The 25,786-nt window shown below is 69.4% G+C and carries 25 protein-coding genes; 16 read left to right on the top strand and 9 right to left on the bottom strand.

The window, feature by feature from the left end; translation table 11 throughout:
* Positions 1–38: 38 nt before the first annotated feature.
* Genes HPS01S_RS12425 through HPS01S_RS12445 form a run of 5 tightly spaced genes read left to right on the top strand, consistent with a single transcriptional unit; the run spans position 39 to position 5,032 of the window.
* Positions 39–1,331: a GTP cyclohydrolase II gene (locus HPS01S_RS12425; protein ID WP_066156307.1), complete on the top strand. Its 1,293-nt coding sequence runs from the start codon at positions 39–41 to the stop codon at positions 1,329–1,331.
* Positions 1,328–2,539, top strand: a complete 1,212-nt coding sequence (locus HPS01S_RS12430; protein WP_066156309.1) for a URC4/urg3 family protein — start codon at positions 1,328–1,330, stop codon at positions 2,537–2,539. Before HPS01S_RS12425 ends, HPS01S_RS12430 begins: the two co-directional genes overlap by 4 nt.
* Before the next feature lie 36 nt (positions 2,540–2,575).
* Positions 2,576–3,205, top strand: a complete 630-nt coding sequence (gene upp, locus HPS01S_RS12435) for a uracil phosphoribosyltransferase (protein ID WP_066156312.1) — start codon at positions 2,576–2,578, stop codon at positions 3,203–3,205.
* 56 nt (positions 3,206–3,261) lie between these two features.
* Positions 3,262–3,708 (top strand): HIT family protein, encoded by a 447-nt coding sequence (locus HPS01S_RS12440; RefSeq protein WP_066156315.1) that lies wholly within the window; start codon positions 3,262–3,264, stop codon positions 3,706–3,708.
* Between the two features lie 34 nt (positions 3,709–3,742).
* Entirely contained in the window at positions 3,743–5,032 is a 1,290-nt protein-coding gene (locus HPS01S_RS12445) for an amidohydrolase family protein (RefSeq protein ID WP_066156318.1), read from the top strand.
* Here the strand turns inward: HPS01S_RS12445 and HPS01S_RS12450 are convergent.
* The 3 genes from HPS01S_RS12450 to HPS01S_RS12460 all read right to left on the bottom strand — a co-directional run bounded on the left by HPS01S_RS12450 (position 5,004) and on the right by HPS01S_RS12460 (position 6,703).
* Complete coding sequence (locus HPS01S_RS12450) at positions 5,004–5,270, bottom strand: DUF167 domain-containing protein (RefSeq protein ID WP_066156320.1); 267 nt, start codon at positions 5,268–5,270, stop codon at positions 5,004–5,006. The genes HPS01S_RS12445 and HPS01S_RS12450 overlap by 29 nt on opposite strands.
* Positions 5,271–5,280: 10 nt before the next feature.
* A complete protein-coding gene (locus HPS01S_RS12455; RefSeq protein WP_066156324.1) occupies positions 5,281–5,619 on the bottom strand; it encodes a zinc ribbon domain-containing protein YjdM in 339 nt (112 codons plus the stop codon).
* Between the two features lie 94 nt (positions 5,620–5,713).
* On the bottom strand, positions 5,714–6,703 hold the full coding sequence (locus HPS01S_RS12460) for a helix-turn-helix transcriptional regulator (RefSeq protein ID WP_084397343.1): 990 nt from the start codon (positions 6,701–6,703) through the stop codon (positions 5,714–5,716).
* A 111-nt stretch (positions 6,704–6,814) separates the two neighbouring features.
* Between HPS01S_RS12460 and HPS01S_RS12465 the strand changes: the two genes are divergently transcribed.
* The 9 genes from HPS01S_RS12465 to HPS01S_RS12505 all read left to right on the top strand — a co-directional run bounded on the left by HPS01S_RS12465 (position 6,815) and on the right by HPS01S_RS12505 (position 16,251).
* Positions 6,815–7,648 (top strand): SDR family oxidoreductase, encoded by an 834-nt coding sequence (locus HPS01S_RS12465; protein ID WP_066156331.1) that lies wholly within the window; start codon positions 6,815–6,817, stop codon positions 7,646–7,648.
* A gap of 184 nt (positions 7,649–7,832) precedes the next feature.
* On the top strand, positions 7,833–8,729 hold the full coding sequence (locus tag HPS01S_RS12470; RefSeq protein ID WP_066156333.1) for a transporter substrate-binding domain-containing protein: 897 nt from the start codon (positions 7,833–7,835) through the stop codon (positions 8,727–8,729).
* Positions 8,730–8,767: 38 nt separating this feature from the next.
* Positions 8,768–9,664 carry an amino acid ABC transporter substrate-binding protein gene (locus HPS01S_RS12475; protein WP_066156336.1) on the top strand — a complete coding sequence of 299 codons (897 nt, stop codon included), beginning with the start codon at positions 8,768–8,770 and terminating at the stop codon, positions 9,662–9,664.
* A gap of 47 nt (positions 9,665–9,711) precedes the next feature.
* The gene (locus HPS01S_RS12480; RefSeq protein ID WP_066156339.1) at positions 9,712–10,611 is read left to right on the top strand and encodes an amino acid ABC transporter substrate-binding protein; all 900 of its coding nucleotides are present in this window, start codon (positions 9,712–9,714) and stop codon (positions 10,609–10,611) included.
* A 134-nt stretch (positions 10,612–10,745) separates the two neighbouring features.
* Positions 10,746–11,486, top strand: a complete 741-nt coding sequence (locus HPS01S_RS12485) for an amino acid ABC transporter permease (protein ID WP_066156341.1) — start codon at positions 10,746–10,748, stop codon at positions 11,484–11,486.
* Between the two features lies 1 nt (position 11,487).
* Positions 11,488–12,153: an amino acid ABC transporter permease gene (locus HPS01S_RS12490; protein ID WP_066156342.1), complete on the top strand. Its 666-nt coding sequence runs from the start codon at positions 11,488–11,490 to the stop codon at positions 12,151–12,153.
* 17 nt (positions 12,154–12,170) lie between these two features.
* Positions 12,171–12,905 (top strand): amino acid ABC transporter ATP-binding protein, encoded by a 735-nt coding sequence (locus HPS01S_RS12495; RefSeq protein ID WP_066156343.1) that lies wholly within the window; start codon positions 12,171–12,173, stop codon positions 12,903–12,905.
* 59 nt (positions 12,906–12,964) lie between these two features.
* Positions 12,965–14,890 carry a sensor histidine kinase gene (locus tag HPS01S_RS12500; RefSeq protein ID WP_066156345.1) on the top strand — a complete coding sequence of 642 codons (1,926 nt, stop codon included), beginning with the start codon at positions 12,965–12,967 and terminating at the stop codon, positions 14,888–14,890.
* Positions 14,887–16,251 carry a sigma-54-dependent transcriptional regulator gene (locus tag HPS01S_RS12505; RefSeq protein ID WP_066156347.1) on the top strand — a complete coding sequence of 455 codons (1,365 nt, stop codon included), beginning with the start codon at positions 14,887–14,889 and terminating at the stop codon, positions 16,249–16,251. Before HPS01S_RS12500 ends, HPS01S_RS12505 begins: the two co-directional genes overlap by 4 nt.
* Before the next feature lie 25 nt (positions 16,252–16,276).
* On the opposite strand, the gene HPS01S_RS12510 is transcribed toward HPS01S_RS12505, so the two are convergent.
* Genes HPS01S_RS12510 through HPS01S_RS12535 form a run of 6 tightly spaced genes read right to left on the bottom strand, consistent with a single transcriptional unit; the run spans position 16,277 to position 23,220 of the window.
* On the bottom strand, positions 16,277–17,428 hold the full coding sequence (locus tag HPS01S_RS12510; RefSeq protein ID WP_084397346.1) for a Gfo/Idh/MocA family protein: 1,152 nt from the start codon (positions 17,426–17,428) through the stop codon (positions 16,277–16,279).
* Positions 17,425–18,483, bottom strand: coding sequence for a sugar phosphate isomerase/epimerase family protein (locus tag HPS01S_RS12515; RefSeq protein ID WP_066156350.1), 1,059 nt, complete (start codon positions 18,481–18,483; stop codon positions 17,425–17,427). Before HPS01S_RS12515 ends, HPS01S_RS12510 begins: the two co-directional genes overlap by 4 nt.
* 26 nt (positions 18,484–18,509) lie before the next feature.
* Complete coding sequence (locus tag HPS01S_RS12520; protein WP_066156353.1) at positions 18,510–19,472, bottom strand: substrate-binding domain-containing protein; 963 nt, start codon at positions 19,470–19,472, stop codon at positions 18,510–18,512.
* Between the two features lie 52 nt (positions 19,473–19,524).
* Positions 19,525–20,535, bottom strand: coding sequence for an ABC transporter permease (locus HPS01S_RS12525; protein WP_143434144.1), 1,011 nt, complete (start codon positions 20,533–20,535; stop codon positions 19,525–19,527).
* Positions 20,516–22,024, bottom strand: a complete 1,509-nt coding sequence (locus HPS01S_RS12530) for a sugar ABC transporter ATP-binding protein (RefSeq protein WP_066156356.1) — start codon at positions 22,022–22,024, stop codon at positions 20,516–20,518. Before HPS01S_RS12530 ends, HPS01S_RS12525 begins: the two co-directional genes overlap by 20 nt.
* Positions 22,024–23,220, bottom strand: a complete 1,197-nt coding sequence (locus HPS01S_RS12535; RefSeq protein ID WP_174545247.1) for an ROK family protein — start codon at positions 23,218–23,220, stop codon at positions 22,024–22,026. The genes HPS01S_RS12530 and HPS01S_RS12535 overlap by 1 nt, the downstream gene beginning before the upstream one ends.
* Positions 23,221–23,508: 288 nt before the next feature.
* Between HPS01S_RS12535 and HPS01S_RS12540 the strand changes: the two genes are divergently transcribed.
* Positions 23,509–24,696, top strand: a complete 1,188-nt coding sequence (locus HPS01S_RS12540; RefSeq protein WP_066156358.1) for a serine hydrolase domain-containing protein — start codon at positions 23,509–23,511, stop codon at positions 24,694–24,696.
* Between the two features lie 34 nt (positions 24,697–24,730).
* Positions 24,731–25,750 (top strand): AraC family transcriptional regulator, encoded by a 1,020-nt coding sequence (locus HPS01S_RS12545; RefSeq protein ID WP_066156360.1) that lies wholly within the window; start codon positions 24,731–24,733, stop codon positions 25,748–25,750.
* Positions 25,751–25,786 lie beyond the last annotated feature (36 nt).

The following is a 25,786-nucleotide window of genomic DNA, read 5'->3' on the forward strand; positions in this document are numbered from 1 at the left end:
GGTTCGCCCGCCACGGGCTTTCACCACAGGACCTGTCCATGTCCGCAGACGCTTCCCAGCCTTCCGGCGAGGCCCCGGCCTCGGCCCAGACGCCGCACCCGCGCCACATCCGGCTCACCTCGCACTCGGGCGGTTTCGGTGCCCTGCCGATCGTCTGGGGCGCGGCCACGGCGCGCGAGCGCGGCCCGGTGGTGGGCACCACCACCAACCGCGCGCACCGCAACGTCATCGGCACGCACAGCGGCAGCTACAGCGTCTACCGTGCGCTGGCGGTGGCGGCCGGCGCGCTCAAGCGCGAGCACAAGGCCGACCTGACCAACACCGCGCCCACCGACGTGATCGGCCCCTACCCGCAGTGGGCCGATCCGACCAAGATCGTCAGCCTGGACCCCTGGGGCGCCGAGGTGGCCGACGTGTACGCGCAGGAGCTGGCCGCGGGCTACGACATCCGCCCGACCATTGCCGTGACCAAGGCCCATGTGCTGCTGCCCGAAGTGATCGACGCCGTGCAGAAGGGGCGTCTGAAGCCGGATGGCCAGCTGCTGACCGCGGGCGGTGCGGCAGTGGTGACCAAGGTGGCGGTCGAGCCGGTGTGGTACCTGCCGGGCGTGGCGAAGCGCTTCGGCTGCAGCGAGGCGGATTTGCGCCGCGTGCTGTTCGAAGAAACCGGCGGCATGTACCCGGAGCTGGTCACGCGCTCCGACCTCGAAGTCTTCCTGCCGCCGATTGGCGGGCAGACGCTCTACATCTTCGGCCACCCACGCGACCTGGCCAATCCCGCCGTCACGCTGACCGCGCGCGTGCACGACGAGTGCAATGGATCGGATGTGTTCGGCTCCGACATCTGCACCTGCCGGCCTTACCTGACGCACGCCATCGAAGAATGCATCCAGGGCGCGCAGCGCGGCGGCGTGGGCCTGGTGGCCTATTCGCGCAAGGAGGGCCGGGCGCTGGGCGAGGTGACCAAGTTCCTCGTGTACAACGCGCGCAAGCGCCAGGTGGGCGGCGACACGGCCGACCAGTACTTCGCGCGCACCGAGTGCGTGGCCGGCGTGCAGGACATGCGCTTCCAGGAGCTCATGCCCGACGTGCTGCACTGGCTGGGCATCACCAAGATCCACCGGCTGGTGTCGATGAGCAACATGAAGTACGACGCCATCACCGGCTCGGGCATCGAGGTGGGCGAGCGCGTCAACATCCCGGACGAGCTGATCCCCGCCGACGCGCGCGTGGAGATGGACGCCAAGATGGCGGCCGGCTACTTCACGCCGGGTGTGGTGCCCGACGCCGAGGAGCTGAAGAAGGCCAAGGGCCGGGGACTGGGGGCATGAGCGCCGCCCGCCTGCTGCGGTCGACGACGGCCGTCCGCACCCGCGCGCGCCAGCTGCTGGCCCGCGCGCGTGAAGGCGCCTCCGAGTACTTTGTGGTGAGCGGCACTGCGCTGGCCGGCGCTGCGCGCACCGTGGCCCAACTCACGCGCGAGCGCTACCCCGACGGCCGCATCCCGTACCACAGCCGCTGGCGCCATTTCGAGGCCGGTGGCGTGGACCGGCGTGCCCTGCTGGACGCCGCGCTGGGCGACGTGGACGCGGCCACGCGGGCGCGTGCGCAGATCGATCTGGTGGTGGTGAGCGTGCTGCTGGACGCGGGCGCGGGCGCCGACTGGTCGTACCGGGAAGCCGCCAGCGGCCAGCGCTTCGCGCGCTCCGAAGGCCTGGGCGTGGCGAGCTTCCATGCCTTCCTGGCCGGCCTGTTCTCCAGCGACCCGCAGCGGCCGCTGCGGGTGGACGCGGCCGGTCTGAGCGCCGTGACGGCCGACCGGCTGGCCACCGCCTTCCAGGTGGGCGGTGGCAACCCGCTGGTGGGACTGGAGGGGCGCGCCGCGCTGTTGCGCCGGCTGGGCGAGGCGCTGGCCGCGCAGCCGGCGGTGTTCGGTGCCCAGGGCCGGCCCGGTGGCCTGTTCGATGCACTGACCGCGCAGGGCGGTGGCGCGGTGGCGGCGCACGACATCCTGGTGCTGCTGCTGGACACGCTGTCCGGCATCTGGCCAGCGCAGAACACCATCGATGGCGAACCGCTGGGCGACTGCTGGCGCCACCCGGCCGTGGTGGGCGAAGGGCTGACCGCGGGCTGGATGCCCTTCCACAAACTGTCTCAGTGGCTGACCTACTCGCTGCTCGAACCCTTTGAATGGGCGGGCGTTCGCGTGACCGGTCTGGATGCCCTGACGGGGCTGCCCGAATACCGCAACGGCGGCCTGCTGATCGACGCTGGCGTGCTGCGCCCGCTGCCGCCCGACTGGGCCACGCGCGACTGGCAGGCGGGCGATACCTTCATCGTCGAATGGCGCGCGCTCACCGTGGCGCTGCTGGACGAACTGGCGCCGCTGGTGCGCGCCGAGCTGGATCTGAGCGAGCAGCAGATGCCCCTGGCCTGCGTGCTCGAAGGCGGCACCTGGGCCGCCGGCCGCCTGCTCGCGCAGCGCCAGCGCGGTGGGCTGCCGCCGCTGAACATCGTCAGCGACGGCACGGTTTTCTGACCCTTTCTTTCCATCACCACAACAAAGGCCTCCACCATGAGCAACGTCCACGTCGTGAACCACCCGCTGGTGCAGCACAAGCTCACGCTCATGCGCAGCAAGACCGCCAGCACCAACAGCTTCCGTCGCCTGCTCAACGAGCTGTCCATGCTCATGACCTACGAGGTCACGCGCGACATGCCCATGCAGGACCTGGTGGTGGAAACGCCGCTGGAGACCATGACGGGTCAGGTCATCGACGGCAAGAAGCTGGTCTTCGTGTCCATCCTGCGCGCGGGCAACGGCATCCTGGACGGCATGCTCAGCGTGGTGCCGGGTGCGCGCGTGGGCCACATCGGCCTGTACCGCGACCCCAAGACCCTGACCGCGGTGGAGTATTACTTCAAGATGCCGCCCGAGATGCACGAGCGCGACGCCATCGTGGTGGACCCGATGCTGGCCACCGGCCACTCCGCCATCGCCGCCATCGACCGCCTCAAGGAATGCAACCCGAAGTCCATCAAGTTCGTCTGCCTGCTGACCTGCCCGGAAGGCCTGGCCGCGATGGAGAAAGCCCACCCGGACGTGCCCATCTACACCGCGGCCATCGACCGCCAGCTCAACGATCACGGCTACATCCTGCCGGGCCTGGGCGACGCGGGCGACCGCATCTTCGGCACGCAGTGAGCACGGCGCCGAGGGTCCGGCTGCTACCATGACTGCGACCCTTGAGGAGCCTGTACATGCCCATGTTCATCGACACCTCGCCGCCCGGCCAGTGCATTTTTTGCCGGCTGGTCAGTGGCGACATTCCTTCGGCCAAGGTGTACGAAGACGCGCTGACCATCGCCTTCATGGACCTGGGCCAGGTCAATCCCGGCCATGTGCTGGTGGCGACCCGTCGCCACGCCGCGACGCTGCTGGACATCACCGCCGAAGAAGCGGCCGCCGTGATGCAGACGGCGCAGCGCGTGGCGCGGGCCGTTCAGGCGGTGTTCGATCCGCCGGGCCTCACCCTGCTGCAGGCCAATGGCCGCGAAGGCGACCAGACCGTGTTCCATTTCCACCTGCACGTGGTGCCGCGCCATGGCGGCGATGGCATCGCCCTGAGCTGGCCGCGCAAGGAGCCGGGCGCCGAGGTGCTGCGCGGGTATGCCGAGCGGCTTCGGGCCGTGCTCGTGACGCCATGAACGCCAGGCCGCCAACGGCCGGACGGACATTGCCATGCTCGACCTGCTGATCACCCACGCCACCCTGCCCGACGGACGCACCGACATGTCGGTCGCGGTGCAGGACGGCCGCATCGCGGCGGTGACCGAAGGCCTGCAGGCGCCCGCGCACGAGACCGTGGACGCCGCCGGCCAGCTGCTGAGCCCGCCGTTCTGCGACCCGCATTTCCACATGGACGCGACGCTGAGCCATGGCCTGCCGCGCGTGAACCAGAGCGGCACCCTGCTCGAAGGCATCGCGCTCTGGGGCGAGCTCAAGCCGCTGCTGACCGAAGAGGCGCTGGTCGAGCGCGCGCTGGCTTACTGCGACTGGGCGGTGGCCAAAGGCCTGCTGGCCATCCGCAGCCATGTGGACACCAGCGACCCCAGCCTGTTGCCGGTGCGGGCGATGCTCGAAGTGAAGACGCGCGTCGCGCCCTACCTGGACCTGCAGCTGGTCGCCTTCCCGCAGGACGGTGTGCTGCGCACCAAGGGCGGGCTGGACAACCTGACGCGCGCCCTGAATCTGGGCGTGGACGTGGTCGGCGGCATCCCGCACTTCGAGCGCACTTCTGAACAGGGGGCGCAAAGCGTGAAGCTGCTGTGCGAACTCGCTGCGGAGCGCTGCCTGCCGGTGGACATGCACTGCGACGAGAGCGACGACCCGCTCTCGCGCCACATCGAGACGCTGGCGTGCGAGACGCAGCGCCTGGGCCTGCAGGGCCGGGTCAATGGCTCGCACCTCACCTCCATGCACAGCATGGACAACTATTACGTGAGCAAGCTGATCCCGCTGATCGCCGAGGTCGGTGTGAGCGCGGTGGCCAACCCGCTCATCAACATCACCCTGCAGGGGCGCCACGACACGTACCCGAAGCGCCGCGGCATGACCCGCGTGCCCGAGCTGATCGCCGCCGGGGTGACGGTGGCCTTCGGCCACGACTGCGTGATGGACCCCTGGTATTCGCTGGGCAGCGGCGACATGCTGGAGGTGGCGCACATGGGCCTGCACGTGGCGCAGATGACCAGCCAGGCCGCCATGCGCCAGTGCTTCGACGCGGTGACGGTGAACGCGGCGCAGGTGATGGGGCTGGCGGGTTATGGCATCGAGAAGGGCCGGGACGCGAGCTTCGTGCTGCTGCAGGCGCGCGACCCGGTGGAGGCGATCCGCCTGCGCGCGACGCGTCTGAAGGTGTGGCGCAAAGGCCAGCTGCTGGCGCAGACCGCGCCCACCGAAGCGCAGCTATCGCTGCCCGGCCGGCCGGGCAGCACCGCGTTCATGCCGCCGCGAGCAGCCGGCGGTTGAGTTCGGCGTCGTCCACGCCGGCCACCTCGACCCGCTTGGTGCGGCCCGACGCGCCGAGCTCGATGCTGATGGCCGACTTGGGCACGCCGAACACCTCGGCGAGAAAGCCGATCAGCGCCTTGTTGGCCGCGCCATCGACCGGCGGCGCCTTGAGCTGGATCTTGGGTTTGCCGTCGTGCAGGCCGACGCACTGCGTCTGCTTCGCACCAGGCTGGCAGTAGACGACGATCTTGCCCACGAACAGCGACTCAGCTCTTCTTGACGAACTCGGACTTGAGCTGCATCGCGCCGAAGCCCTCGATCTTGCAGTCGATGTCGTGGTCGCCCTCGACCAGGCGGATGTTCTTGACCTTGGTGCCGACCTTGATGACGGCCGACGAACCCTTGAGCTTGAGGTCCTTGACCAGGGTCACGCTGTCGCCGTCGGCCAGCAGATTGCCGAACGCGTCCTTCCAGACCCTGGCTTCTTCTGCGGGTTCGTCACCGCCGGCCTTGTTCCACTCATGGGCACATTCGGGGCAGATGTAGAGCGCACCATCCTCGTAGGTGAACTCGGACTGGCATTTCGGGCAGCGGGGCAGGGTCATGGTGTGGAGGGCGTGGGGGCGGAACAGCGCCTGGGCGCAAAGGCCGACACTGTACCCCTACGGGTTGTAGCCCCCACGCTCCGCCGCCGAGTGTTCAGGAGGCCTCCTGGATGCGCCACTCGGTCTGCCGGTCGGCCGTGTCCCGCTCCCGGAACTGGCGCGGCGACTGGCCAGTGGTGCGCTTGAACACCTTGGAAAAGCCGAACGCGTCCTGGTAGCCCACGGCCTGCGCCACCTGCTCCAGCGTCTGCCGTGTCTCGGCCAGCAGCTGCATGGCCTTCTGCATGCGCAGCGTGCGCAGGTGGTTCAGCGGCGTGTCGCCCATGGCGCTGCGAAAGCGCTCGGCCAGCGCCGAGCGCGACAGGCCCACCTGCTGGCCCAGCTCGTCCAGCGTCCAGCCGTGGCCCAGGTTGCCGTGCATCAGGGTGAGCACCTGGCGGATCGGCCGGTCGGCGATGGCGTGGTGCCAGCCCGGCACGCCGGGGTTCTCGCGGGCGGCGATCTCGCGCAGCGCGAAGGCGAACAGCGCGTCCAGCAGTCCGTGGGTGGCCGAGGTCGCGCCCAGCGCCTGGTCGCCCAGCTCGCGGTCCAGCAGGCCCAGCGTCAGCGGCACCGCCGACAGCTGGGGCAGGCTGTGGCCGCGCACCACAAACCAGGGCGGCAGGCTGCGCAGGAAGGGGTGCAGCGGGTCGTGCCAGAGCTGGTAGGCGGCGCTGATGACCTGGGTGGGCGCGGCCGGGTCGCGGGCGGGCGGGCTGTCGTGCAAGCGGTCATGGTCGCTCTCGGCCAGGTCGCTGCCCACGAAGCGCGCGATCGGCACCGTGGTGCTGCGGGCGGGCGGCTCGCGGTCCAGCGAGAGCAGGTGCACGCAGCCGCGCGCCATCAGCACCAGGTCACCGGCCTGCAGCTCCAGCGGCCCGTCGAGATTGGGTGCGTGCACGAAGGCGCGGCCGCGCGTGACCGCGTGCAGGCCGAAGCTGCGTTCGCAGGGAAAACGCAGCGCCGCCTCGGGCGTGAGCCCGTGCAGGTCGAGCAGGCGCCGCCGCAACCCGGCGACATGGAGGATGTCTGAGAGTATGTCCATGGAGCCTTATTTTATGGACGATCAGACATGAATGTTGGAATTTCATGCATTCCAGTTCAGGTTCATCGGAAACACACTGGAGGCCTTCGCAACACACACAGGAGATTTTTGATGACCACCACCCTCGTGACCGGCGCCAGCGGCCAGATCGGTACCACCCTCGTTGACCTGCTGTCGGCCCAGGGCCAGACCGTGCGCCGCGCCACCAGCCGCGTGCCCTCCCAACCCGGCGAGGTGCAGGTCAACCTCGCCACCGGCGAAGGCCTGGCGGCCGCGCTGGCCGGCGTCGACCAGCTGTTCCTGATGGCGCCGCCCGGCTACGCCAACCAGCACGAGCTGCTGATCCCCGCCATCGACGCGGCCAAGGCCGCCGGCGTGCGCAAGGTGCTGCTGCTGTCTGCGATGGGTGCGAATGCCGACGACAGCATTCCGCTGCGCCGTGCCGAGCTGCACCTGGAGCGTTCGGGCCTGGCCTGGAACGTGATCCGCCCCAACTGGTTCATGCAGAACTTCCACACCTTCTGGCTGCACGGCATCCAGACCCAGGGCCAGATTTTCCTGCCGGTGGGCGCCGCCAAGGGCAGCTTCATCGACACGCGCGACATCGCCGCCGTGGCCGCGAAGCTGCTGTCGTCGGACGAGTTCGTCAACGCCGCGCACGACCTCACCGGCAGCGAAGCGCTGGACCACAACCAGGTGGCGGCCATCCTGTCCAAAGCGGCGGGCCGGACCATCGGCTACACCGACATCCCGGAAGACGCGATGCGCCAGGGCCTGCTGGGCGCGGGCCTGCCGGCCGACTACGCCGAGTTCCTGCTGGTGATCCTGGGCGCCTTCAAGGCCGGATTTGCCGAGCGCACCACCGACGGCGTGCAGCGCATCACCGGGCGCGCGCCGATCCGCTTCGAGCAGTACGCGCAGGACTTCAAGGCGCACTGGGCCTGAAGGACCTGCGTCTGAAGGCCGGGGGTCGGAAATCCGTCTGCCGTCCGCTGGCGGCGGTCGGATTTCCGTTCGCGCCCCGGCCCTGAAGACCGGTTTCAGGGCCACAAACCCGGTCTGGAGGGGCGGAACCGAGGGTTTACACCGACTGGCACGTCCCTTGCGCCATGGGCGGCACACTGCGCCCATGAAACCCCTTCGCCACCTCCCCCTTCTGCTGCTCCTGCCACTGGCCCTGACCGCGCGGGCCGAGCCCTCAGGCCTGCCGACGCTGGAGAAGATTTCGCGCACGGCCACCATCAGCCTGGGCCACCGCGAGTCCTCGGTGCCCTTCTCCTACTACGACAGCAAACGCCAGGTGGTGGGCTACTCGCACGACCTGATGCTGGCGGCGGTCGAGCGCATCCGCCGCGAGCTCAAGCTGCCCGCGCTGGCGGTCAAGCTGGTGCCGGTCACGTCGCAGAACCGGATTCCGCTGGTGCAGAACGGCTCGGTCGATCTGGAGTGCGGCTCCACCACCCACAACCGCGAGCGCGCGCGCCAGGTGGCGTTCTCGGTGTCCATCTTCGTGACCAGCTCGCGCCTGCTCACGCGCCACGGCTCGGGCATCGAGGAGCTGGCCGACCTCAAGGGCCGCCGCGTCGCGGTGACCGCCGGCACCACCAGCGAGCGCTCCCTGCTGCTGCACGCCGAGGCCACCGGCACCCGTTTCGACATCCTCAAGGTCAAGGACCACGGCGACGGTTTCAACAGCGTGCAGGAGGGCCGCGCCGCGGCCTTCCTGATGGACGAGGCCATGCTCTACGGCCTGCGCGCCAAGGCCGATCGGCCTGGCGACTGGCGCGTGGTCGGCCAGCCGATGGCGGCCGAGGTCTACGCCTGCATGCTGCGCAAGGACGACCCGCGCTTCAAGGCGCTGGTGGACCGCAGCCTGACCGAGCTGATGCAGTCGGGTGAGGCGTTGAAGATCTACCGCCGCTGGTTCCAGTCGCCGATCCCGCCCAAGGGGCTCAACCTCAACTGGCCCGCGCCCGAGGCGCTGCTGGAGCTGTACCGGTCGCCCAACGACCGGCCGCTGGGCTGAGCCGCCCATTCCTCCACCCGTCCACCAACAACACCGCCATGCCCCATACCCGGTCCCTCGCCCGTTGTGCGCTCGCCCTGCTGGCCGCCGCGCTGGTCCAGCCGTCGATGGCCGGCCCGGTGCTGGACCGCATCAAGTCCAGCGGCACTGTGGTGATCGCCCACCGCGAATCGTCGGTGCCGTTCTCCTTTGTCGACCCGGACGGCAAGCCGGTGGGTTACGCGGTGGACCTGTGCCTGAAGCTGGTGGACGCGCTGCGCCGCCAGATGGCCGCGCCCGATCTGAAACCCCGCTTCGTGATGGTGACGCCGGCCAACCGCATCGCCATGATCGAAGAGGGCAAGGCCGACCTGGAATGCGGCTCGACCACCAACAACGCCGAGCGCCGGCAGAAGGTGGCTTTCACCGTGCCGCACTACATCGCCGGGGCGCGCTACCTCGTGCGGGCCGACAGCCCGGTGGACGTGATCCGCGACTTCAAGGGCCGCACCGTGGTCTCGACCAAGGGCACCACGCCGCTCAAGGCAGTGACGCAGGCCAACAACGAGTACCAGCTCGGCATCCGCGTGGTGGAAGCGCCGGACCATGCGCGCGCGGTCGACATGGTGGCCGCCGCCGAGGCCGACGGCTTCGCGATGGACGACGTGCTGCTCTACGGCCTGGTGGCCGGGCGGCCCGATCCCGGCAAGTTCAAGGTGGTGGGCAAGTTCCTGACCATCGAGCCGCTGGCCATCATGTTCTCGCGCAGCGACGCCGAGTTCAAGAAGCTGGTCGACGACGAGATGAAGCGCCTGATCCAGACACGCGAGGCCCATGTGGTCTACGAGCGCTGGTTCCAGAAGCCCATCCCGCCGGCCAACCGCAGCCTCAACCTGCCCATGAACTACCTGCTCAAGGACTTCTGGAAGTACCCCACCGACCAAGTGCCGGGCTGACCTCCAGCGGTGATTCCCGTTTCCCCAACCCACTCGAAGGAGTAACCATGAAGAAGACCCTGTTGGCCGTGGCCGCCGTGCTCGCCGCCTCGACCGCAATGGCCCAGACCACCGACACGCTCAAGAAGATCAAGGACAGCGGCAGCATCACCCTGGGGGTGCGCGAGTCCTCCGGCCTGTCCTACACCATCGGCAACGGCAAGTTCGTGGGCTTCCACACCGAGATGGCCGAGCGCGTGATCGCCGACCTGCAGAAGCAGCTGGGCCTGGCCAAGCTGGAAGTGAAGTACCAGCCGGTGACCTCGCAGAACCGCATCCCCCTGGTGCAGAACGGCACCGTCGACCTGGAGTGCGGCTCCACCACCAACAACGCGGCCCGCCAGAAGGACGTGTCCTTCGCCGTGACCACCTACGTGGAAGAAGTGCGCATCGCCGTCAAGGCCAACTCGGGCATCAACTCCATCGCCCAGCTCAGCGGCAAGAAGGTCGCCACCACCACCGGCACCACCTCGGTCCAGACCCTGCGCAAGCACGAGCGTGCGACCAACGTGAACTTCGAAGAGGTGTTCGGCAAGGACCACGCCGACAGCTTCCTGCTGCTCGAATCCGGCCGCGCCGACGCCTTCGTGATGGACGGCTCCATTCTGGCCGCCAACATCGCCAAGTCCAAGAACCCGGCCGACTACAAGATCGTCGGCGAGGTGCTGTCGGTCGAGCCCATCGCCTGCATGCTGCGCAAGGACGACGCCGCCTTCAAGAAGGCCGTGGACGACTCCATCAAGAACCAGATCAAGGACGGCTCGCTGGCCAAGCTGTACGACAAGTGGTTCATGCAGCCGATCCCGCCGGCCAACGCCAAGATCGGCCTGCCGCTGTCGGAAGCCACCAAGGCGGCCTGGGCTGCGCCCAACGACAAGCCGATGGAAGACTATTCCGTCAAGAAGTAAGGCCCCCACGCTCCGCCGCTGCGCGGGTCGCTGCCCCCCGAGGGGGCTGACCCGGCTTGGGGCGGCCCGGCGCCGGGTCGGTCACTCTCCGGCGTCGGGTTTGTTTTTTCTTCTGTTGAACCTGGGGATTCACCATGGCTACATGGGATTGGCAGGTGTTCTGCAAGGACACCATCGACGGTGAGGTCCGTCCGCGCTGCTTCGGCGAGGGTGGCGACATCACCTACCTGGACTGGCTGCTCTCGGCCTGGGGCTGGACGCTCTCCGTCGCCCTGTTGGCGCTGGTGGTCGCGCTCGTGGTCGGTTCGGTCATGGGCATCTTCCGCACCACGCCCAGCAAGGCGCTGGTGGCCATCGGCAACGCCTGGACCGAGCTGTTCCGCAACATCCCGCTGCTGGTGCAGGTCTTCCTCTGGTACCACGTGCTGCCGGCGCTGGTGCCCGCGCTCAAGAACTTTCCCAGCTTCATCCTGGTGGTGTTCGCGCTGGGCTTCTTCACCTCGGCGCGCATCGCCGAGCAGGTGCGCGCCGGCATCCAGAGCCTGTCCAAGGGCCAGCGCTACGCGGGCCTCGCCATGGGCCTGACGCTGACCCAGACCTACCGCTACGTGCTGCTGCCGATGGCGTTCCGCATCGTCATTCCGCCGCTGACCAGCGAGAGCATGAACATCATCAAGAACTCGTCGGTGGCCTTCGCGGTGTCGATTGCCGAGCTGACCATGTTCGCCATGCAGGCGCAGGAAGAAACCTCGCGCGGCATCGAGGTCTACCTCGCCGTCACCGGCCTGTACTTCATCTCCGCCTTTGTCATCAACCGCATCGCCCTGTTCATCGAACACCGGGTGCAGGTGCCCGGCATGATCGGAGGCCACTGACATGAACCTCGACTTCTCCTTCCTGAACTGGGACGTGCTCACGGGCTTCGTGCTCAAGGGCCTGATCTTCTCGGTGCAGCTGACCCTGGTGGCCATGATCGGTGGCATCGCGCTGGGTACGGTGCTCGCGCTGATGCGCCTGTCGGGCAAGAAGTGGCTGGTGATGCCGGCCGCGTTCTACGTCAACACCCTGCGCTCCATCCCGCTGGTGATGGTGATCCTGTGGTTCTTCCTGCTGATCCCGCTGATGATCGGCCAGCCCATGGGCGCCGAGCTCTCGGCCATCATCACCTTCACGGTGTTCGAGGCGGCCTACTACTCGGAGATCATGCGCGCGGGCATCCAGAGCGTGCCCAAGGGCCAGGTCAACGCCGGCTACGCCGTGGGCATGACCTATGGGCAGACCATGCAGCTGATCGTGCTGCCGCAGGCCTTCCGCAACATGCTGCCGGTGCTGATGACGCAGACCATCATCCTGTTCCAGGACACCAGTCTGGTCTACGCCATCGGCGCCTACGACCTGCTCAAGGGCTTCGAGGTGGCGGGCAAAAACTTCAACCGCCCGGTCGAGACCTACCTGGTCGCCGCCGTCGTCTATTTCGTCATTTGTTTCTCGCTGTCGATGCTGGTGCGTCGCCTGCAGAAGAAGATCGCCATCATTCGCTGAGCGGCTGGAGAAGAACCATGATCGACATCAAGAACGTTTCCAAGTGGTACGGCAGCTTCCAGGTGCTGACCGACTGCACCACCTCCATCCAGAAGGGGGAGGTGGTGGTGGTCTGCGGTCCCTCGGGCTCGGGCAAGTCCACGCTGATCAAGACCGTCAACGCGCTGGAGCCCTTCCAGAAGGGCGACATCGTGGTCGACGGCATCAGCCTAGCCGACCCCAGGACCAACCTGCCCAAGCTGCGCAGCCGCGTGGGCATGGTGTTCCAGCACTTCGAGCTGTTTCCGCACCTGTCGGTGACCGAAAACCTGACGATCGCGCAGATCAAGGTGCTGGGTCGCAACGCCGACGAGGCCAAGACGCGCGGGCTGAAGATGCTCGACCGCGTGGGCCTGATGGCGCACAAGGACAAGTTCCCGGGCCAGCTCTCCGGTGGCCAGCAGCAGCGCGTGGCGATCGCGCGTGCGCTGAGCATGGACCCCATCGTCATGCTGTTCGACGAACCCACCTCGGCGCTCGACCCCGAGATGGTGGGTGAGGTGCTGGACGTGATGGTGCAGCTGGCCAATGAGGGCATGACCATGATGTGCGTGACGCACGAAATGGGCTTTGCCAAGAAGGTCAGTCACCGCGTGATCTTCATGGACGCGGGCAAAATCGTCGAAGACTGCCGCCGCGACGAGTTCTTCGGCAACCCCGATGCCCGTTCGCCCCGCGCCAAGGACTTCCTCTCCAAGATCCTCCAGCATTGAACCCCGCCCAGGCCGCGCCATCCCCGCCCGCGAACGCGCCCGCTGGCGCAGGCGCGGCTGTGCGTCCGGCCTCCGAGCGGGTGGGCTGGCTGGCGCGGCGGCTGCTGCTCTTGCTGGTCGGCGTGGCCCTGGTGTCGCTCACCGGTGCCGGCGTCTACCAGCACAGTTACGCCCAGGGTGAGCACAGCCTCAAGGCCGCCACCAACAGCCGGCTGGACCTGTTCGCCACCGTGGTCGAGGCGCGGGTGCGGCGCCTGGAGCCGGTGCCCGCCACCATCCAGCTCAACCCCGCGGTGCTGGCGGTGCTGCGCGCCCCCGATCCGGCCCGCGAGCGCGCCGCCAACGACTACCTGGCCCGGCTGAACGCCCACCTGGGCAGCGTCGCGGTCTATGTGCTCGATGTGCGCGGCGTCGTGCTGGCATCGAGCAACGTGGCCGAGCGCGACGACAGCCTGCTGGGCGAGGACGTGTCCTACCGGCCCTACTACCTGGAGGCGCTGGCCGGCCGCTCCACCCGCCACTTCGCCATCGGCAGCGGTGGCCAGGCGGGCTACTTCGCCTCGCACCCGATCTACGACGGCCCGCGCGTGCTGGGCGTGGCCGCCATCAAGATCGGCCTGGACGCGCTGGAGCAGACCTGGCCCATGCTGGCGGCGCCCGCCCTGGTGGCCGACGCCAACCAGGTGGTGATCCTTTCGTCCCAGCCCGCCTGGCGCTACACCTCGATGGCGCCGCTGCCGGCCGAGCGGCGCGTCGACCTGCAGCTGACGCAGACCTACGGTTCGCTGCGGCTGCCGCAATTTCCCATCGACGTGCGGCTCTCGGTCGACGAGGACACGCAGGAGGTGCAGGGATTTGTCTCGGGCGACGAGGTGCGCCACCGCGAAGCGCTGGACGCCGGCAGCAACCGGGCCGGGCACCTGGTGCTGGGCCGCTCGCTCGACGGCATGGACTGGCGCGTGCTGATCTTCACCAGCCTCTCGGAGGTGCGCGACCAGGCCCTGGCCGACGGCGTGGGCGGCGCGATGACCGCGGCCTTCCTGATCCTGCTGGTGCTCTACTGGAGCCAGCGCCGCCGCATCGAACGGCAGAAGCTCGCGGCCAAGCGGCTGCTGGAGCAGGTCAACGCCGACCTGGAGCGCCAGGTCGGCCTGCGCACCCAGGAGCTCACCGACACCAACGAGCAGCTGCGCCGCGAAGTGGCCGAGCGCCAGCAGACCGAGCAGACCCTGCGGTCGGCGCAGGACGAGCTGGTGCACGCCGGCAAGATGGCGGTGCTGGGCCAGCTGGCCGCCAGCATCACGCACGAGCTGACCCAGCCGCTGGGCGGCATCCGCACGCTGGCGGGCAACGCGGCCGAGTTCATGCGCCGCGGCAACCACGCCGCCGCGCAGGAGAACCTGTCCATCGTGGCGCGGCTGGTGGAGCAGATGGCGCGCATCATCGACCCGCTCAAGAGCTTCTCGCGCAAGTCCAGCGCCTCGCCCGGGGCCACCGACGTGGGCCGGGTGGTCGAGCAGGCGCTGTTTCTCTACCAGCTGCGCGTGCGCCACGACCAGGTGCGGGTGGACAACCGCTGCGCACCGGGCCAGTGGACCGCCTGGTGCGACGCCAACCGGCTGGAGCAGGTGCTGGTGAACCTGGTCGGCAACGCGCTGGACGCCATGCGCGACGCCGACCCGCGCGTGCTCACGCTGAGCGCCGAGCGCTGCGAGGTGGCCGGTGTGCCGATGGTGGCGCTGACGGTGCGCGACAGTGGCAAGGGCCTGAGCGAGACCGACCAGCGGCGCCTGTTCGAACCCTTCTACACCACCAAACCCAGCGGCGCGGGCCTGGGCCTGGGCCTGGCGATCTGCCGCGACCTTGCCGCAGAATTCGGGGGCGACCTGCAGGCCCACAACCATGCCGATGGCGGCGCCTGCTTCGTGCTCACCGTTCCCGTGGGCCCCGCCCCCGACACCGCGAAAGACACCCCATCCCGATGAACCGCAACCTCACCGTGTTCCTGGTCGAGGACGACACGGACCTGCAGCTGGGCTGCGTGCAGGCCCTGCAGCTGGCCGACATCGCCGTGCGCGCCTTCGACTCGGTCGAGGCCGTGCTGCCGCACCTGAGCCCCGGCATGGCCGGCGTGGTCGTGACCGACATGCGCCTGCCCGGCGCCGACGGCCTCTCGCTGATCGCCGAGGCACACGACCTCGACCCCGACCTGCCGGTCATCATGATCACCGGCCACGGCGACGTGAACCTGGCGGTGCAGGCCATGCGCAGCGGCGCCTACGACTTCATTCCCAAACCGTTTTCGCCCGAGCAGCTGGTCGAGGTGGTGCAGCGCGCGCTGGACAAGCGCCGCCTGACGCTGGAGGTGGCGAACCTGCGCCGCGCGCTCACGCTCAGCGAGGGACTGGAAGGCAAGCTGGTCGGCCACGCGCCCGCCATCGCCCGCGTGCGCCAGCTGATCACCGAGATTGCCGATTCGCCGGTGGACGTGCTGATCCGCGGCGAGACCGGCACCGGCAAGGAGGTGGTGGCGCGCGCCCTGCACGACCACTCGCGCCGCCGCGATGCACCGTATGTCGCGCTCAACTGCGGCGGCCTGCCCGACAGCCTGCTCGACAGCGAACTGTTCGGCCACGAGCCGGGCGCCTTCACCGGCGCGCAGAAGCGCCGCATCGGCCGCATCGAACACGCCAACGGCGGCACCCTGTTCCTGGACGAGCTGGAGAGCATGCCGCTGGGCGTACAGGTCAAGCTGCTGCGCGTGCTGCAGGAGCGCTGCATCGAGCGCCTGGGTTCGAACCAGAGCATCCCGGTGGACGTGCGCGTGGTCGCCGCCACCAAGGACGACCTGCTGGCGCGCGCGCAGCAGGGCAGCTTCCGCGCCGACCTGGTGTACCGGCTGAACGTGGTCAACATCGAGCTGCCGGCGCTGCGCGAGCGGCGCGAGGACATCCCCATGCTGCTGGAGCACTTCATGCTGCTGGCGGCCAGCCGCTACGGCCGGCCCGAACCGCGCCTGCCCGCGGCGCAGCTGCGCCAGCTGATGGCGCGCGACTGGCCGGGCAATGTGCGCGAACTGCGCAACGTGGCCGACGCGCTGGTGCTGGGCGTGGGGCCGCAGTGGGTCTCGCCGCACGCGGCGCCGTCGGGCGAGCCGGGGGCCGACGGCGAGCCCGGCCTGGCCGAGACGGTCGACCAGTTCGAACGCAGCCTGATCGCCGATGCGCTGGAGCGCCACAGCGGCAACGTGGGCCAGACCGCCAAGGCCCTGCGGCTGCCCAAGACCACGCTGGTGGACAAGATCCGCAAGCACGGACTGGGCAAGGGCGGCCCCGGCGCGGGCTGAACCGGCGCGGGCGCTGGGCGCCCGGTCACTCCATCCGGACCCAGCCCGCGTTCTGCTGGTGGCTGCGCAGCACCGCCTCGATGAAGGCCATGCCCTCCAGCCCGTCCGCCAGCCCCGGAAAATCTGCGCTGCCGTGGCCGCGCCAGGCCTGCGCGAAGTCGCGGTACAGCTGGGCGAAGGCCTCGAGATAACCTTCCGGGTGTCCGGCGGGCACGCGCTGGTCTCCTGGCTGGGTCTGCGTCTGTGGTGGCAGGCCCCGGCGCAGCAGCCGGGCGGGTTCACCGCGGGGCGCCAGCCAGAGCTGCTCGGGCTGTTCCTGATCGAAATGCAGCGAGGCGCGGGTGCCGTACACCCGCAGGCGCAGCGCGTTGCTGGCGCCGCTGGCCACCTGGCTGGCCCACAGCATGCCCCGCGCGCCGCCGTCGAAACGCAGCATGGCCTGCACGTGGTCGTCCAGCACGCGGCCCGGAACGAAGCGGGTGAGTTCGGCCGACAGCTCCTGCACGCGCAGGCCGCTGACATAGCACGCCAGGTGGTAGGCGTGGGTGCCGATGTCGCCCAGCGCACCGGCGGGGCCGGCCCGCAGCGGGTCGGCGCGCCACTCGGCCTGTTTGTTGCCCTGCTGTTCCGCCGGCTCGCCCAGCCAGTCCTGGGCGTATTCGACCTGCACGATGCGCAGCTCGCCGAGTTCGCCCGCGGCCACCAGGTCGCGCGCCTGCCGCACCATGGGGTAGCCGGCGTAGGTGTGCGTCAGCAGGAACAGCAGGCCGCGCGCGCGCGCGGTCTCGGCCAGCGTCCGGGCTTGCGCGAGCGAGGTGGCCAGGGGCTTGTCGCAGATGACGTGGATGCCCTGCTCGGCGAAGGCCAGCGCGACCGGGACGTGCAGGTGGTTGGGGGTGACGATGGCCACGGCGTCGATGCCGTCGGGGCGCTGCGCCTCGGCGCGTGCCATCTCGGCGTAGTTGGCGTAGCTGCGTTCGCGCGGGATGTGCAGCGCCGCCGCGCTGGCGTGCGCGCGCTCCGCGGTGGACGACAGGGCGCCGGCCACCAATTCGAACTGGTCGTCCAGCCGCGCGGCGATGCGGTGCGCAGCGCCGATGAAGCTGCCTTCGCCGCCCCCCACCATGCCCAGGCGGATGCGGCGCCGGGAGCGGTCGCCGGTGTCGTGGTCGTTCATGGTTGCAGGCCCAGCAAGGTCGCGAGCGTGCCGGGGTCTCCGGCGCTCGCGGCGAAATCGTCGAAGGCCCGGTCGGCCACGCGGATGATGTGGTCGCGGATGAAGGCCGCACCTTCGCGCGCGCCGTCTTCCGGGTGCTTGAGGCAGCACTCCCATTCCAGCACCGCCCAGCCCGCATAGTCGTGCTGCGCCATCTTCGAGAAGATGGCCTTGAAGTCGATCTGCCCGTCGCCCAGCGAGCGGAAGCGGCCGGCGCGGTCCGCCCAGTCGCTGAAGCCGCCGTACACGCCCTGCCGGCCGTTCGGCCGGAACTCTGCGTCCTTCACGTGGAAGGCGCGGATGCGCTCGTGGTAGTGGTCGATGAAGGCCAGGTAGTCGAGCTGCTGCAGCACGAAGTGGCTGGGGTCGTAGAGGATGTTGGCGCGTGGGTGCTGGCCTACGGCGTCGAGGAAGCGCTCGAAGGTCACGCCGTCGTGCAGGTCCTCGCCGGGGTGCAGTTCGTAGCAGACGTCCACGCCCGCGTCGTCGAAGGCGTCGAGCACCGGGCGCCAGCGCCTGGCGAGCTCGGCGAACGCCGCCTCGACCAGGCCGGGCGGGCGCTGCGGCCAGGGGTAGAGGTAGGGCCAGGCGAGTGCGCCCGAGAACGAGGCATGGGCCTTCAGGCCGAGCCGCTTCGAGGCCTTGGCGGCGAGCAGCAGCTGCTCGTGCGCCCACGCGGTGCGGGCGGCCGGGTTGCCGCGCACCTGCGGCGCGGCGAAGGCGTCGAACTGCAGGTCGTAGGCCGGGTGCACGCAGAGCAGCTGGCCCTGCAGGTGGGTGGAGAGTTCGGTGATCTGCAGGCCGTGCGCGGCGAGCAGGCCCGTTACCTCGTCGCAATACGCGTCGCTGTCCGCGGCGCGCTCCAGATCGAAGATGGCCGGGTCGCTGGTCGGGATCTGCAGCCCCTGGTAGCCCAGCGAGGCGGCCCATCCGGCCAGGCCCTCCAGCGTGTTGAAGGGCGCGGCCGGGCCGATGAACTGGGCCAGGAAGATCCCGGGTCCCTGGATGGTTTTCATGTGGGGTCCTCCTGGCGGGCGCGGCCTCAGAACGGGCTGTCGGGGAAGTAGAAGTCCTTGGCGTTCTGCTTGGTGATCAACACCGAAGGAACGATGGTCGTGGCCGGCAGCTTCTCGCCCTTCTGGCGCGCCAGCGCGGTCATCTTGATCGCCTCGTAGAGGAACTTGGGCGAGTACGACACGTTGGCCTGGATCAGCGGGTTGCTGCCGTCCATGAGCGTCTTGACCATGGCTTTGGCGCCGGCGCCGCCGAAGACGATCTTGATGTCGGTGCGCTTGGCCTGCTCGATCGCGCGCAGCACGCCGAAGGCCATGTCGTCGTCGGCCGCCCACACGGCGTCGATCGCCTTGAAGCGGGTCAGGAAGTCCTGCATCACCTTGAAGGCGTCGTCGCGGTTCCAGTTGCCGTGCTTGGCGTCCAGGATCTTGATGCCCGGGTGGTTCTTCATCACCCCGGTGAACGCGTCCATGCGCTCGTTGTCGATGGTGGTCGGAATGCCGCGCAGCGCGACGATGTTGCCCTTGCCGTTGAGGGTCTTGGCCAGGTACTCGGCCGGCACCTTGCCGAAGGCGGTGTTGTCGCCGGACACATAGGCGTCCTGTGCGCTGGTGTCGGTCAGGCCGCGGTCGACCACGGTGACGTACACCCCCTTGGACTTCACCTGCTGCACCGGGCGCGTGAGCGCGGCCGATTCGAAGGGCAGGACCACCAGGGAATCGATCTTGGTCGCGGTGACCAGGTCCTGCAGCTGGTTGGCCTGCTCGGGCGCGCCGCTGGCGGTCTTGATCGTGACCTTGATGTTCGGGTCCTTTTCAAGCTCCTTCTTGGCCTCGTTGGCCCAGTACACCAGGCCGGCGGCGAAGCTGTGGGTGGCGGCCGGGATGGCCACGCCCAGGTTCACCTTGTTCTGGGCCTGTGCCAGCAGCGGGCTGGCCAGGCCGACGGCGGCCACGGCGGCCAGTGCGTGCAGGCGGATGCGGTTCTTCATGCTTGTCTCCTTGAGGGTGGTGCTGACAGAAAAGCGAAGGCTTGGCGTGCCTTCACGGACGCCGCCGCTGCATGAATGCGACGGCGATGATCACGAAACCCTGCACCGCCGCGTTGAGGTACACGCTGATGATGCTGGTGAGGTTGAGGATGTTGCTGATGACTGAGAGCAGGATGGCGCCCACCACGGTGCCGCCGATGCTGCCGGCGCCGCCGCGCAGCGCGGTGCCGCCCACGATGACGGCGGCGATGGCTTCGAGCTCCCACAGCAGGCCGGTGGTGGGCGAGGCCGAACCCAGGCGCGGCACGTAGAGCAGGGTGGCGATGCCCACGCACACGCCCAGCAGGGTGTAGGTCAGCACCTTGGTGCGGTCCACGTCCACCGCGGCGTAGCGCGCTACCTGTTCGTTGGAACCGATGGCCTGCACGTAGCGGCCGTAGGCCGTGCGGTTGAGCAGCAGCGCGCCGCCGATGGCCACCAGCGCGAACACCCACACCGGGATCGGCACGCCCAGCAGGCTGCCGTAGTAGACCGGGCCGTAGGTGTCGGCGAGTGTGTCGTCCAGCGCCAGCGCGCCGCCTTCTGCGAAGTAGGTGAGGTAGGCGCGGAAGATGCCCAGCGTGCCCAGCGTGACGATGAAGGGCTCGATGCGACCGCGCGTGATGAGCAGGCCGTGCGCCAGGCCGAACAGCGCGCCCAGCAGCACCGCGGTGGCCATGCCCAGCATCACCACCGCCACCGGCGACCAGCCCAGCGGTGCGATCTTGTTCATGAGCAGGATGGTCACGCCCGCGATCAGCGCGGCCATGGAGCCCACGGAGAGGTCGATGCCGCCCGAGATGATCACGAAGCACATGCCCACCGCGATGATGCCGATGAAGGCGGTGCGGGTGAGCACGTTCATGGCGTTGTCCAGCGTGGCGAACTCGCCGTTGAGCAGGGTGCCCGCGATGCACAGCAGCGCCAGGCCCAGCAGCGGGCCGAACGCAGGCAGGCGCAGCGCGCGGCCGGACCCGGTGGCGGACGGGGTCGTCCAGGGGGCGTCAGTGTGTTCCGGTGGCATGGGCGATCAGCTCCTGTTCGTTCAGTTGGGCGGCCATCAGCGTGGCCTGCAGGCGGCCCGCGCGCATCACCGCGACGCGGTGGCACAGGCCGATGAGTTCCATGAGTTCGGACGAGATCACCACCACGGCCCGGCCCTCGTCGGCGAGACGGCGGATGAGCGCGTAGATCTCGCGCTTGGCGCCGATGTCCACGCCGCGTGTGGGTTCGTCGAGCACCACCACGCGCGGCCCGGGGTGCAGCACCTTGGCCAGCGCGAGCTTCTGCTGGTTGCCGCCCGAGAGCGAGCCCGCGGTCACGTCGGGCGAACCGCAGCGGATGCCGAACTCGCGCACCGCCTGTTCCAGCGCCTGGCGCTCACTGGCCGGGTCCAGCCAGGGCTTCGCGTGGTGTTCGAGCGCCATCAGCGTGAGGTTCTGGCGCAGCCCGAAGTGCACATGCAGCCCGCGCCCCTTGCGGTCTTCGCTGAGGTAGGTCAGGCCGGCCTCGGCCGCGGCGCGCGGCGAGCGCGGCAGCACCGTACTGCCAGCCACGGACACCGCGCGCGCGTGGCGCTCGCGCAGGCCCAGCAGGCCCTCGAACAGCTCGGTGCGGCCCGCGCCCACCAGACCGGCGAAGCCGAACACCTCGCCCGCCCGCACCTCGAAGCTCACGTCCTGCGCCCAGCCGGGCACGCTCAGGTCCTGCACCGACAGCAGCACCGGCGCGTCGGCCGGCACGGCCCGGCGGGGCGGGTAGAGGTCCTCCAGCTCGCGGCCCACCATCAGGCTGGCCATCTGTGCCCGCGTGAGCGAGGCCGTGGGCTGGCGGGCCACCAGGCGGCCGTCGCGCATCACCACGACCTCCTCGGTGATGCGTTCCACCTCGTCGAGCTTGTGCGAGATGAAGACGATGGTCACACCGTCGGCCTGGAGCCGCGCCACCAGCTCGAACAGCCGACCGGTCTCGCCGGGCGTCAGCGTGGCGGTGGGCTCGTCCATGATGAGCACGCGCGCCTTGCGCGAGAGCGCCTTGGCGATTTCGACCAGCTGCCGCTCGGCCACGATGAGGTCGCGCACGCGCGTGTCCGGGTCCACCTGGCCAAGGCCCACGTCGTCGAGCAGGCCGCGCGCGATGCCCCGCATCGCCGCGTCGTCGACGAACCAGCCGCGGCGCATCTCGTGGCCGAGGAACATGTTCTGCGCCACCGTGAGGTCTTCGGCGAGGTTGAACTCCTGGTGGATCAGCACGATGCCTTCGGCCTCGGCCGCGCGAGGTCCGTCGAACACCACGGCGCGGCCGTTGACCACGATCCCGCCTTCGCTGGGCGCCTCGTAGCCCGCGAGGATCTTCATGAGCGTGGACTTGCCCGCGCCGTTCTCGCCCAGCAGGCCGACGATGCGGCCGGGCTCGAACGCCAGGTCCACGCCGTGCAGCACCTGCACCGGTCCGAAGCGCTTGACGATGCCGCGCAGCTCGACGCGCACACCGGCGGTGTCGGGTGTGGTCATCAGGCCACCTCCATCCGGCGCAGGCTTTCCTGCATGGCGAGCACGCCCGCGCCGATCAGGCCGGCGCGTTCGCCCAGCGGCGTGTACTGGATCTCGAGGTGGCGCGTGGAGAGCGCCAGCGAGCGGTGGTAGACGCTCTGGCGCACGGCGGCCAGGAACAGCGGCCCCACGCGCGTGATGCCGCCGCCGATGAACACGTGCGACGGATTGAAGAAGTTCACCACCGAGGCGAGCATCTGCCCCACATAGGCGCCCGAGCGCTGGATCACCTGGTTGGCGGCCAGGTCGCCGCCGCGGCTGGCCTCGGCCACGTCCTGCAGGCGCAGGCCGCCGCGCTCGGCGATCAGGCGCGCGAGCAGTGGGCTCTGGCCGGCCTCGGCGGCCTCGGCCGCCATGCGCGCGATGGCCGGGCCGGCGGCCATGGCCTCGACGCAGCCCAGGTTGCCGCAGTGGCAGCGCGGGCCATCGGGCACCACGCAGATGTGCCCCACGTCGCCGGCCGAGCCGTTGGCGCCGCGGTAGACCTGGCCGTGGCAGACCACGCCGCAGCCGATGCCGGTGCCCACCTTCACCACCAGGAAGTTCTGCAGCCCGCGCTGCATGCGCCAGAGCTCGCCCAGCGCCATCACGTTGACGTCGTTGTCGACGAACACGGGGGCGGTGAAGTCGCTGGCCAGGTCGTCCCGGATGGAATAGGTGTCCCACTGCGGCATCAGCGGCGGGTTCACGAGCTGGCCGCTGTCGAAGTCCACCGGGCCGGGCAGGCCGATGCCGATGGCGATGACCTGGCGCGCCTGCAGGCCGCACTGCGTGAGCAGCTCGCGCATCAGCGCACGGATGCGCGAGAGGATGGGCACCGGGCCGTCGCGCACGTCGGCCGGCTCGCTGTGGTGGGCCATCACGGTCAGGTCGGGGCTGAGCACGCCCACCTCCAGCCCGGTGGCGCCCACGGCCACACCGATCAGCACGCCCAGGCTGCGGCTCAGGCGCAGGGTCTCGGCGCGCCGTCCGCCGGTGCCCACCTGTTCACCGGTGTGTTCCAGCAGGCCCTGTTCGAGCAGCTCGGCCACCGCGGCGTTGGCGCGGGTCTTGGAGAACGAGGACGCCGTCGCGAGCGCGTCGCGCGAGATCCCGCTGGACCAGAACACGTGGTCCAGCACGGTGCGTTCGCCGCTTTTCAGTTCTTTCCAGATCACTGGCTTGTCTCCTTCGACGCACCACCATCGCCGGGTGGCACTTGGGGAAGGATGCTAGGTGGTCGAATTCGACCCGACAAGATCAAAGTTAGACCCAAAACGGGTCAATCAAAGCGGATCAATCAGGTCGTAGGCAGATCACCGGCATCAATTCGCCAGATCCGGACAGCCCCCTGCCGGACCCGGACAGGCTTTCACCCACCCGCTTCCTAGACTGGGTCGCACCTGCCATCCGGTGAGCTGCGGCCCGGTGCGGGTGTTCCGAACAGCCGCGCGATGGAGACAGACATGACGACGACCAGGATGAACACCGCGCTGGACGCGGTGCTGCAGCAGAACGTGGGCCGCCACGGTGGCTCCCCGGGGGTGGTGGCCATGGCCACCGGCCGCGAGCGCAACTTCTACGAAGGCGCGGCGGGCGTGCGCGAGCTGGGCAAGGACGGGGCCATGACCACCGACACGGTGCTCGCCCTCTTTTCCACCACCAAGGCGCTGGCCGGCGTGTGCCTGATGCAGCTGGTGGAGGAGGGCCTGGTGCGCCTGGACGACCCGGCGGGTCACTACGTGCCGGAGATCGACGAACTGCAGGTGCTGGACGGTTTCGACGCCGACGGCCAGCCCCGGACGCGCGCGCCCCGGCGGCGCATCACCCTCAACGACCTGATGCTGCACACCTCGGGCCTTGGCTACGAGTTCTTCAGCCACGACGACCTGCGGTTCCGCACGGCCCGGGGCATTCCCACCGTGGTGTCGAGCTCGCTGCCGTCGATCCGCACCGTGCTGCTGCACGACCCCGGCGCGGCATGGACCTACGGCGTGAACATGGACTGGGCGGGCCTGGTGATCGAGAACTTGCGCGGCCGGCGCCTGGGCGAGGTGATGCGCGAGCGCGTGTTCGAGCCGCTGGGCATGCAGGACATTGCCTTCACCATGAACGAATCGATGGCGCAGCGCCGCGCGACCATCCACGACCGTGCGGCGGACGGCCGGCTCACGCCGCTGCCCGATCTGGCCCTGCCCCAGCCGGCCGTGATGGACTGTGGCGGGCACGGTCTGTACGGGACGGTGGGCGAGTACATGAAGTTCATCCGCATGATGCTCAACGACGGGGCGGGGCCGCACGGCCGCGTGCTGCGGCCCGAGACGGTGGCCGCCATGTGCCAGGACGGCCTGGCCGCCATGGGCCTGTCGGCGGGTGGCTGGACCAGCTCCATTCCCTCGCTCAGCAACACGGGCGAGTTCTTCCCCGGCACCGACAAGGGCTGGGGCCACACCTTCATGCTCAACCGCGAAGCCACCCCCAGCGGCCGCCCCGCCGGGTCACCGATGTGGGCGGGGCTGGCCAACTGCTACTACTGGATCGACCGGAAGAACGGCATCGGCGGTTACTGGGGCACGCAGATCCTGCCGTTCCAGGACACGGCCTCCTACCCCGGGTTTGTGGAGTTCGAGACCGCGGTCTACCATCACCGCTGATCCGGGGCGAAGCCGCGGCAAAGGAGACACCCCCATGGACGCCATCCGCGATGTGCTGGTCCACGACGCCCACGGGCGCCCGAGCACGCGCCACCGCCTGGTGGCCTCCAGCGAGTGGGACGACATCCGCCGGTGGTCGGACCAGGTCTACATGCCCTACACCGTCACCCCGCTGGGCAAGGCCCGGCGCCCGGACTCGGTGCTCGATGCGACCCGGATCGGCCACTTCACACTCAGCCGCTTCAAGTACGGCATCCCGGTGAACATCAAGGACTTTTCGCCCGAGGCCGGCACCGGCATGGTGCTGACCACGCTGAGAGGCGCGGCGCGCCACTGGAGTGCGCCGCGCGCGTTCAGCGACACGGGGGTGGGCGATGCCTTCGTGGTCGACAACTCGCGCACCCCCTACTGGGTGGACTTCGACCCCGGGCACCTGCAGGTGAACCTGACCTTCGAACACGACGCCCTGGACCGCCTGCACGAGCGCTGGTTTGGCGGCCCGGCCGACGACCGCCTGTGGCGGCGCAGCTTCCGCCTGGGCGGGGCGGGCTCGCCGTGGATCGGGCTGCTGAACTACGTCTGCCAGTGCGTCACCCACATGCCCGAGGCGGTGCAGGACGGTCCCCTGGGACGGCATCTGGAGGAGATGATCGGTGTGCACCTGCTCACGCAGTGGCGCGCGCACCTGGACCGGCCGGTCGTGCAGAACGAGTACCGGCTGGCGCCGCGCCATGTGCTGGCCGCGGAGCGGCACATCCGAGAACACGCGCGGCATGCGCCCACGCTGGGTGAACTGGCGGCGGTGGCCGGCGTCAGCGTGCGGTCGCTGAGCCAGGCGTTCCGCGAATACCGGGGCTGCACGCCCATGGAGGCGCTGCGCGAACAGCGCCTGCAGGGTGTGCGGGCCGAGCTGCTGCTGGCCCAGCCCGGTGCCACCGTGCGGTCGGTCGCCGCAGACTGGGGATTTGCCCACTTCGGCCACTTCGCAAGGCTGTTCCGCCAGCGCTTCGGCGAACTGCCGGCCACCTCGCTGCGGCGACACCGTCTGCAGTGACCAGGTGTCGAACCGGGCACCAGGCCCGGCCGCGGT

Origin of the sequence: Hydrogenophaga pseudoflava NBRC 102511, assembly GCF_001592285.1 — a bacterium.
Taxonomy (GTDB): Bacteria; Pseudomonadota; Gammaproteobacteria; order Burkholderiales; family Burkholderiaceae_C; genus Hydrogenophaga; species Hydrogenophaga pseudoflava.

Coding starts and splice junctions, on each gene's coding strand:
- HPS01S_RS12425 (WP_066156307.1), top strand. CDS start 39: ATGTCCGCAGACGCTTCCCAGCCTTCCGGCGAGGCCCCGGCCTCGGCC.
- HPS01S_RS12430 (WP_066156309.1), top strand. CDS start 1,328: ATGAGCGCCGCCCGCCTGCTGCGGTCGACGACGGCCGTCCGCACCCGC.
- upp (WP_066156312.1), top strand. CDS start 2,576: ATGAGCAACGTCCACGTCGTGAACCACCCGCTGGTGCAGCACAAGCTC.
- HPS01S_RS12440 (WP_066156315.1), top strand. CDS start 3,262: ATGCCCATGTTCATCGACACCTCGCCGCCCGGCCAGTGCATTTTTTGC.
- HPS01S_RS12445 (WP_066156318.1), top strand. CDS start 3,743: ATGCTCGACCTGCTGATCACCCACGCCACCCTGCCCGACGGACGCACC.
- HPS01S_RS12455 (WP_066156324.1), bottom strand. CDS start 5,619: ATGACCCTGCCCCGCTGCCCGAAATGCCAGTCCGAGTTCACCTACGAG.
- HPS01S_RS12460 (WP_084397343.1), bottom strand. CDS start 6,703: ATGGACATACTCTCAGACATCCTCCATGTCGCCGGGTTGCGGCGGCGC.
- HPS01S_RS12465 (WP_066156331.1), top strand. CDS start 6,815: ATGACCACCACCCTCGTGACCGGCGCCAGCGGCCAGATCGGTACCACC.
- HPS01S_RS12470 (WP_066156333.1), top strand. CDS start 7,833: ATGAAACCCCTTCGCCACCTCCCCCTTCTGCTGCTCCTGCCACTGGCC.
- HPS01S_RS12475 (WP_066156336.1), top strand. CDS start 8,768: ATGCCCCATACCCGGTCCCTCGCCCGTTGTGCGCTCGCCCTGCTGGCC.
- HPS01S_RS12480 (WP_066156339.1), top strand. CDS start 9,712: ATGAAGAAGACCCTGTTGGCCGTGGCCGCCGTGCTCGCCGCCTCGACC.
- HPS01S_RS12485 (WP_066156341.1), top strand. CDS start 10,746: ATGGCTACATGGGATTGGCAGGTGTTCTGCAAGGACACCATCGACGGT.
- HPS01S_RS12490 (WP_066156342.1), top strand. CDS start 11,488: ATGAACCTCGACTTCTCCTTCCTGAACTGGGACGTGCTCACGGGCTTC.
- HPS01S_RS12495 (WP_066156343.1), top strand. CDS start 12,171: ATGATCGACATCAAGAACGTTTCCAAGTGGTACGGCAGCTTCCAGGTG.
- HPS01S_RS12505 (WP_066156347.1), top strand. CDS start 14,887: ATGAACCGCAACCTCACCGTGTTCCTGGTCGAGGACGACACGGACCTG.
- HPS01S_RS12510 (WP_084397346.1), bottom strand. CDS start 17,428: ATGAACGACCACGACACCGGCGACCGCTCCCGGCGCCGCATCCGCCTG.
- HPS01S_RS12515 (WP_066156350.1), bottom strand. CDS start 18,483: ATGAAAACCATCCAGGGACCCGGGATCTTCCTGGCCCAGTTCATCGGC.
- HPS01S_RS12520 (WP_066156353.1), bottom strand. CDS start 19,472: ATGAAGAACCGCATCCGCCTGCACGCACTGGCCGCCGTGGCCGCCGTC.
- HPS01S_RS12525 (WP_143434144.1), bottom strand. CDS start 20,535: ATGCCACCGGAACACACTGACGCCCCCTGGACGACCCCGTCCGCCACC.
- HPS01S_RS12530 (WP_066156356.1), bottom strand. CDS start 22,024: ATGACCACACCCGACACCGCCGGTGTGCGCGTCGAGCTGCGCGGCATC.
- HPS01S_RS12540 (WP_066156358.1), top strand. CDS start 23,509: ATGACGACGACCAGGATGAACACCGCGCTGGACGCGGTGCTGCAGCAG.
- HPS01S_RS12545 (WP_066156360.1), top strand. CDS start 24,731: ATGGACGCCATCCGCGATGTGCTGGTCCACGACGCCCACGGGCGCCCG.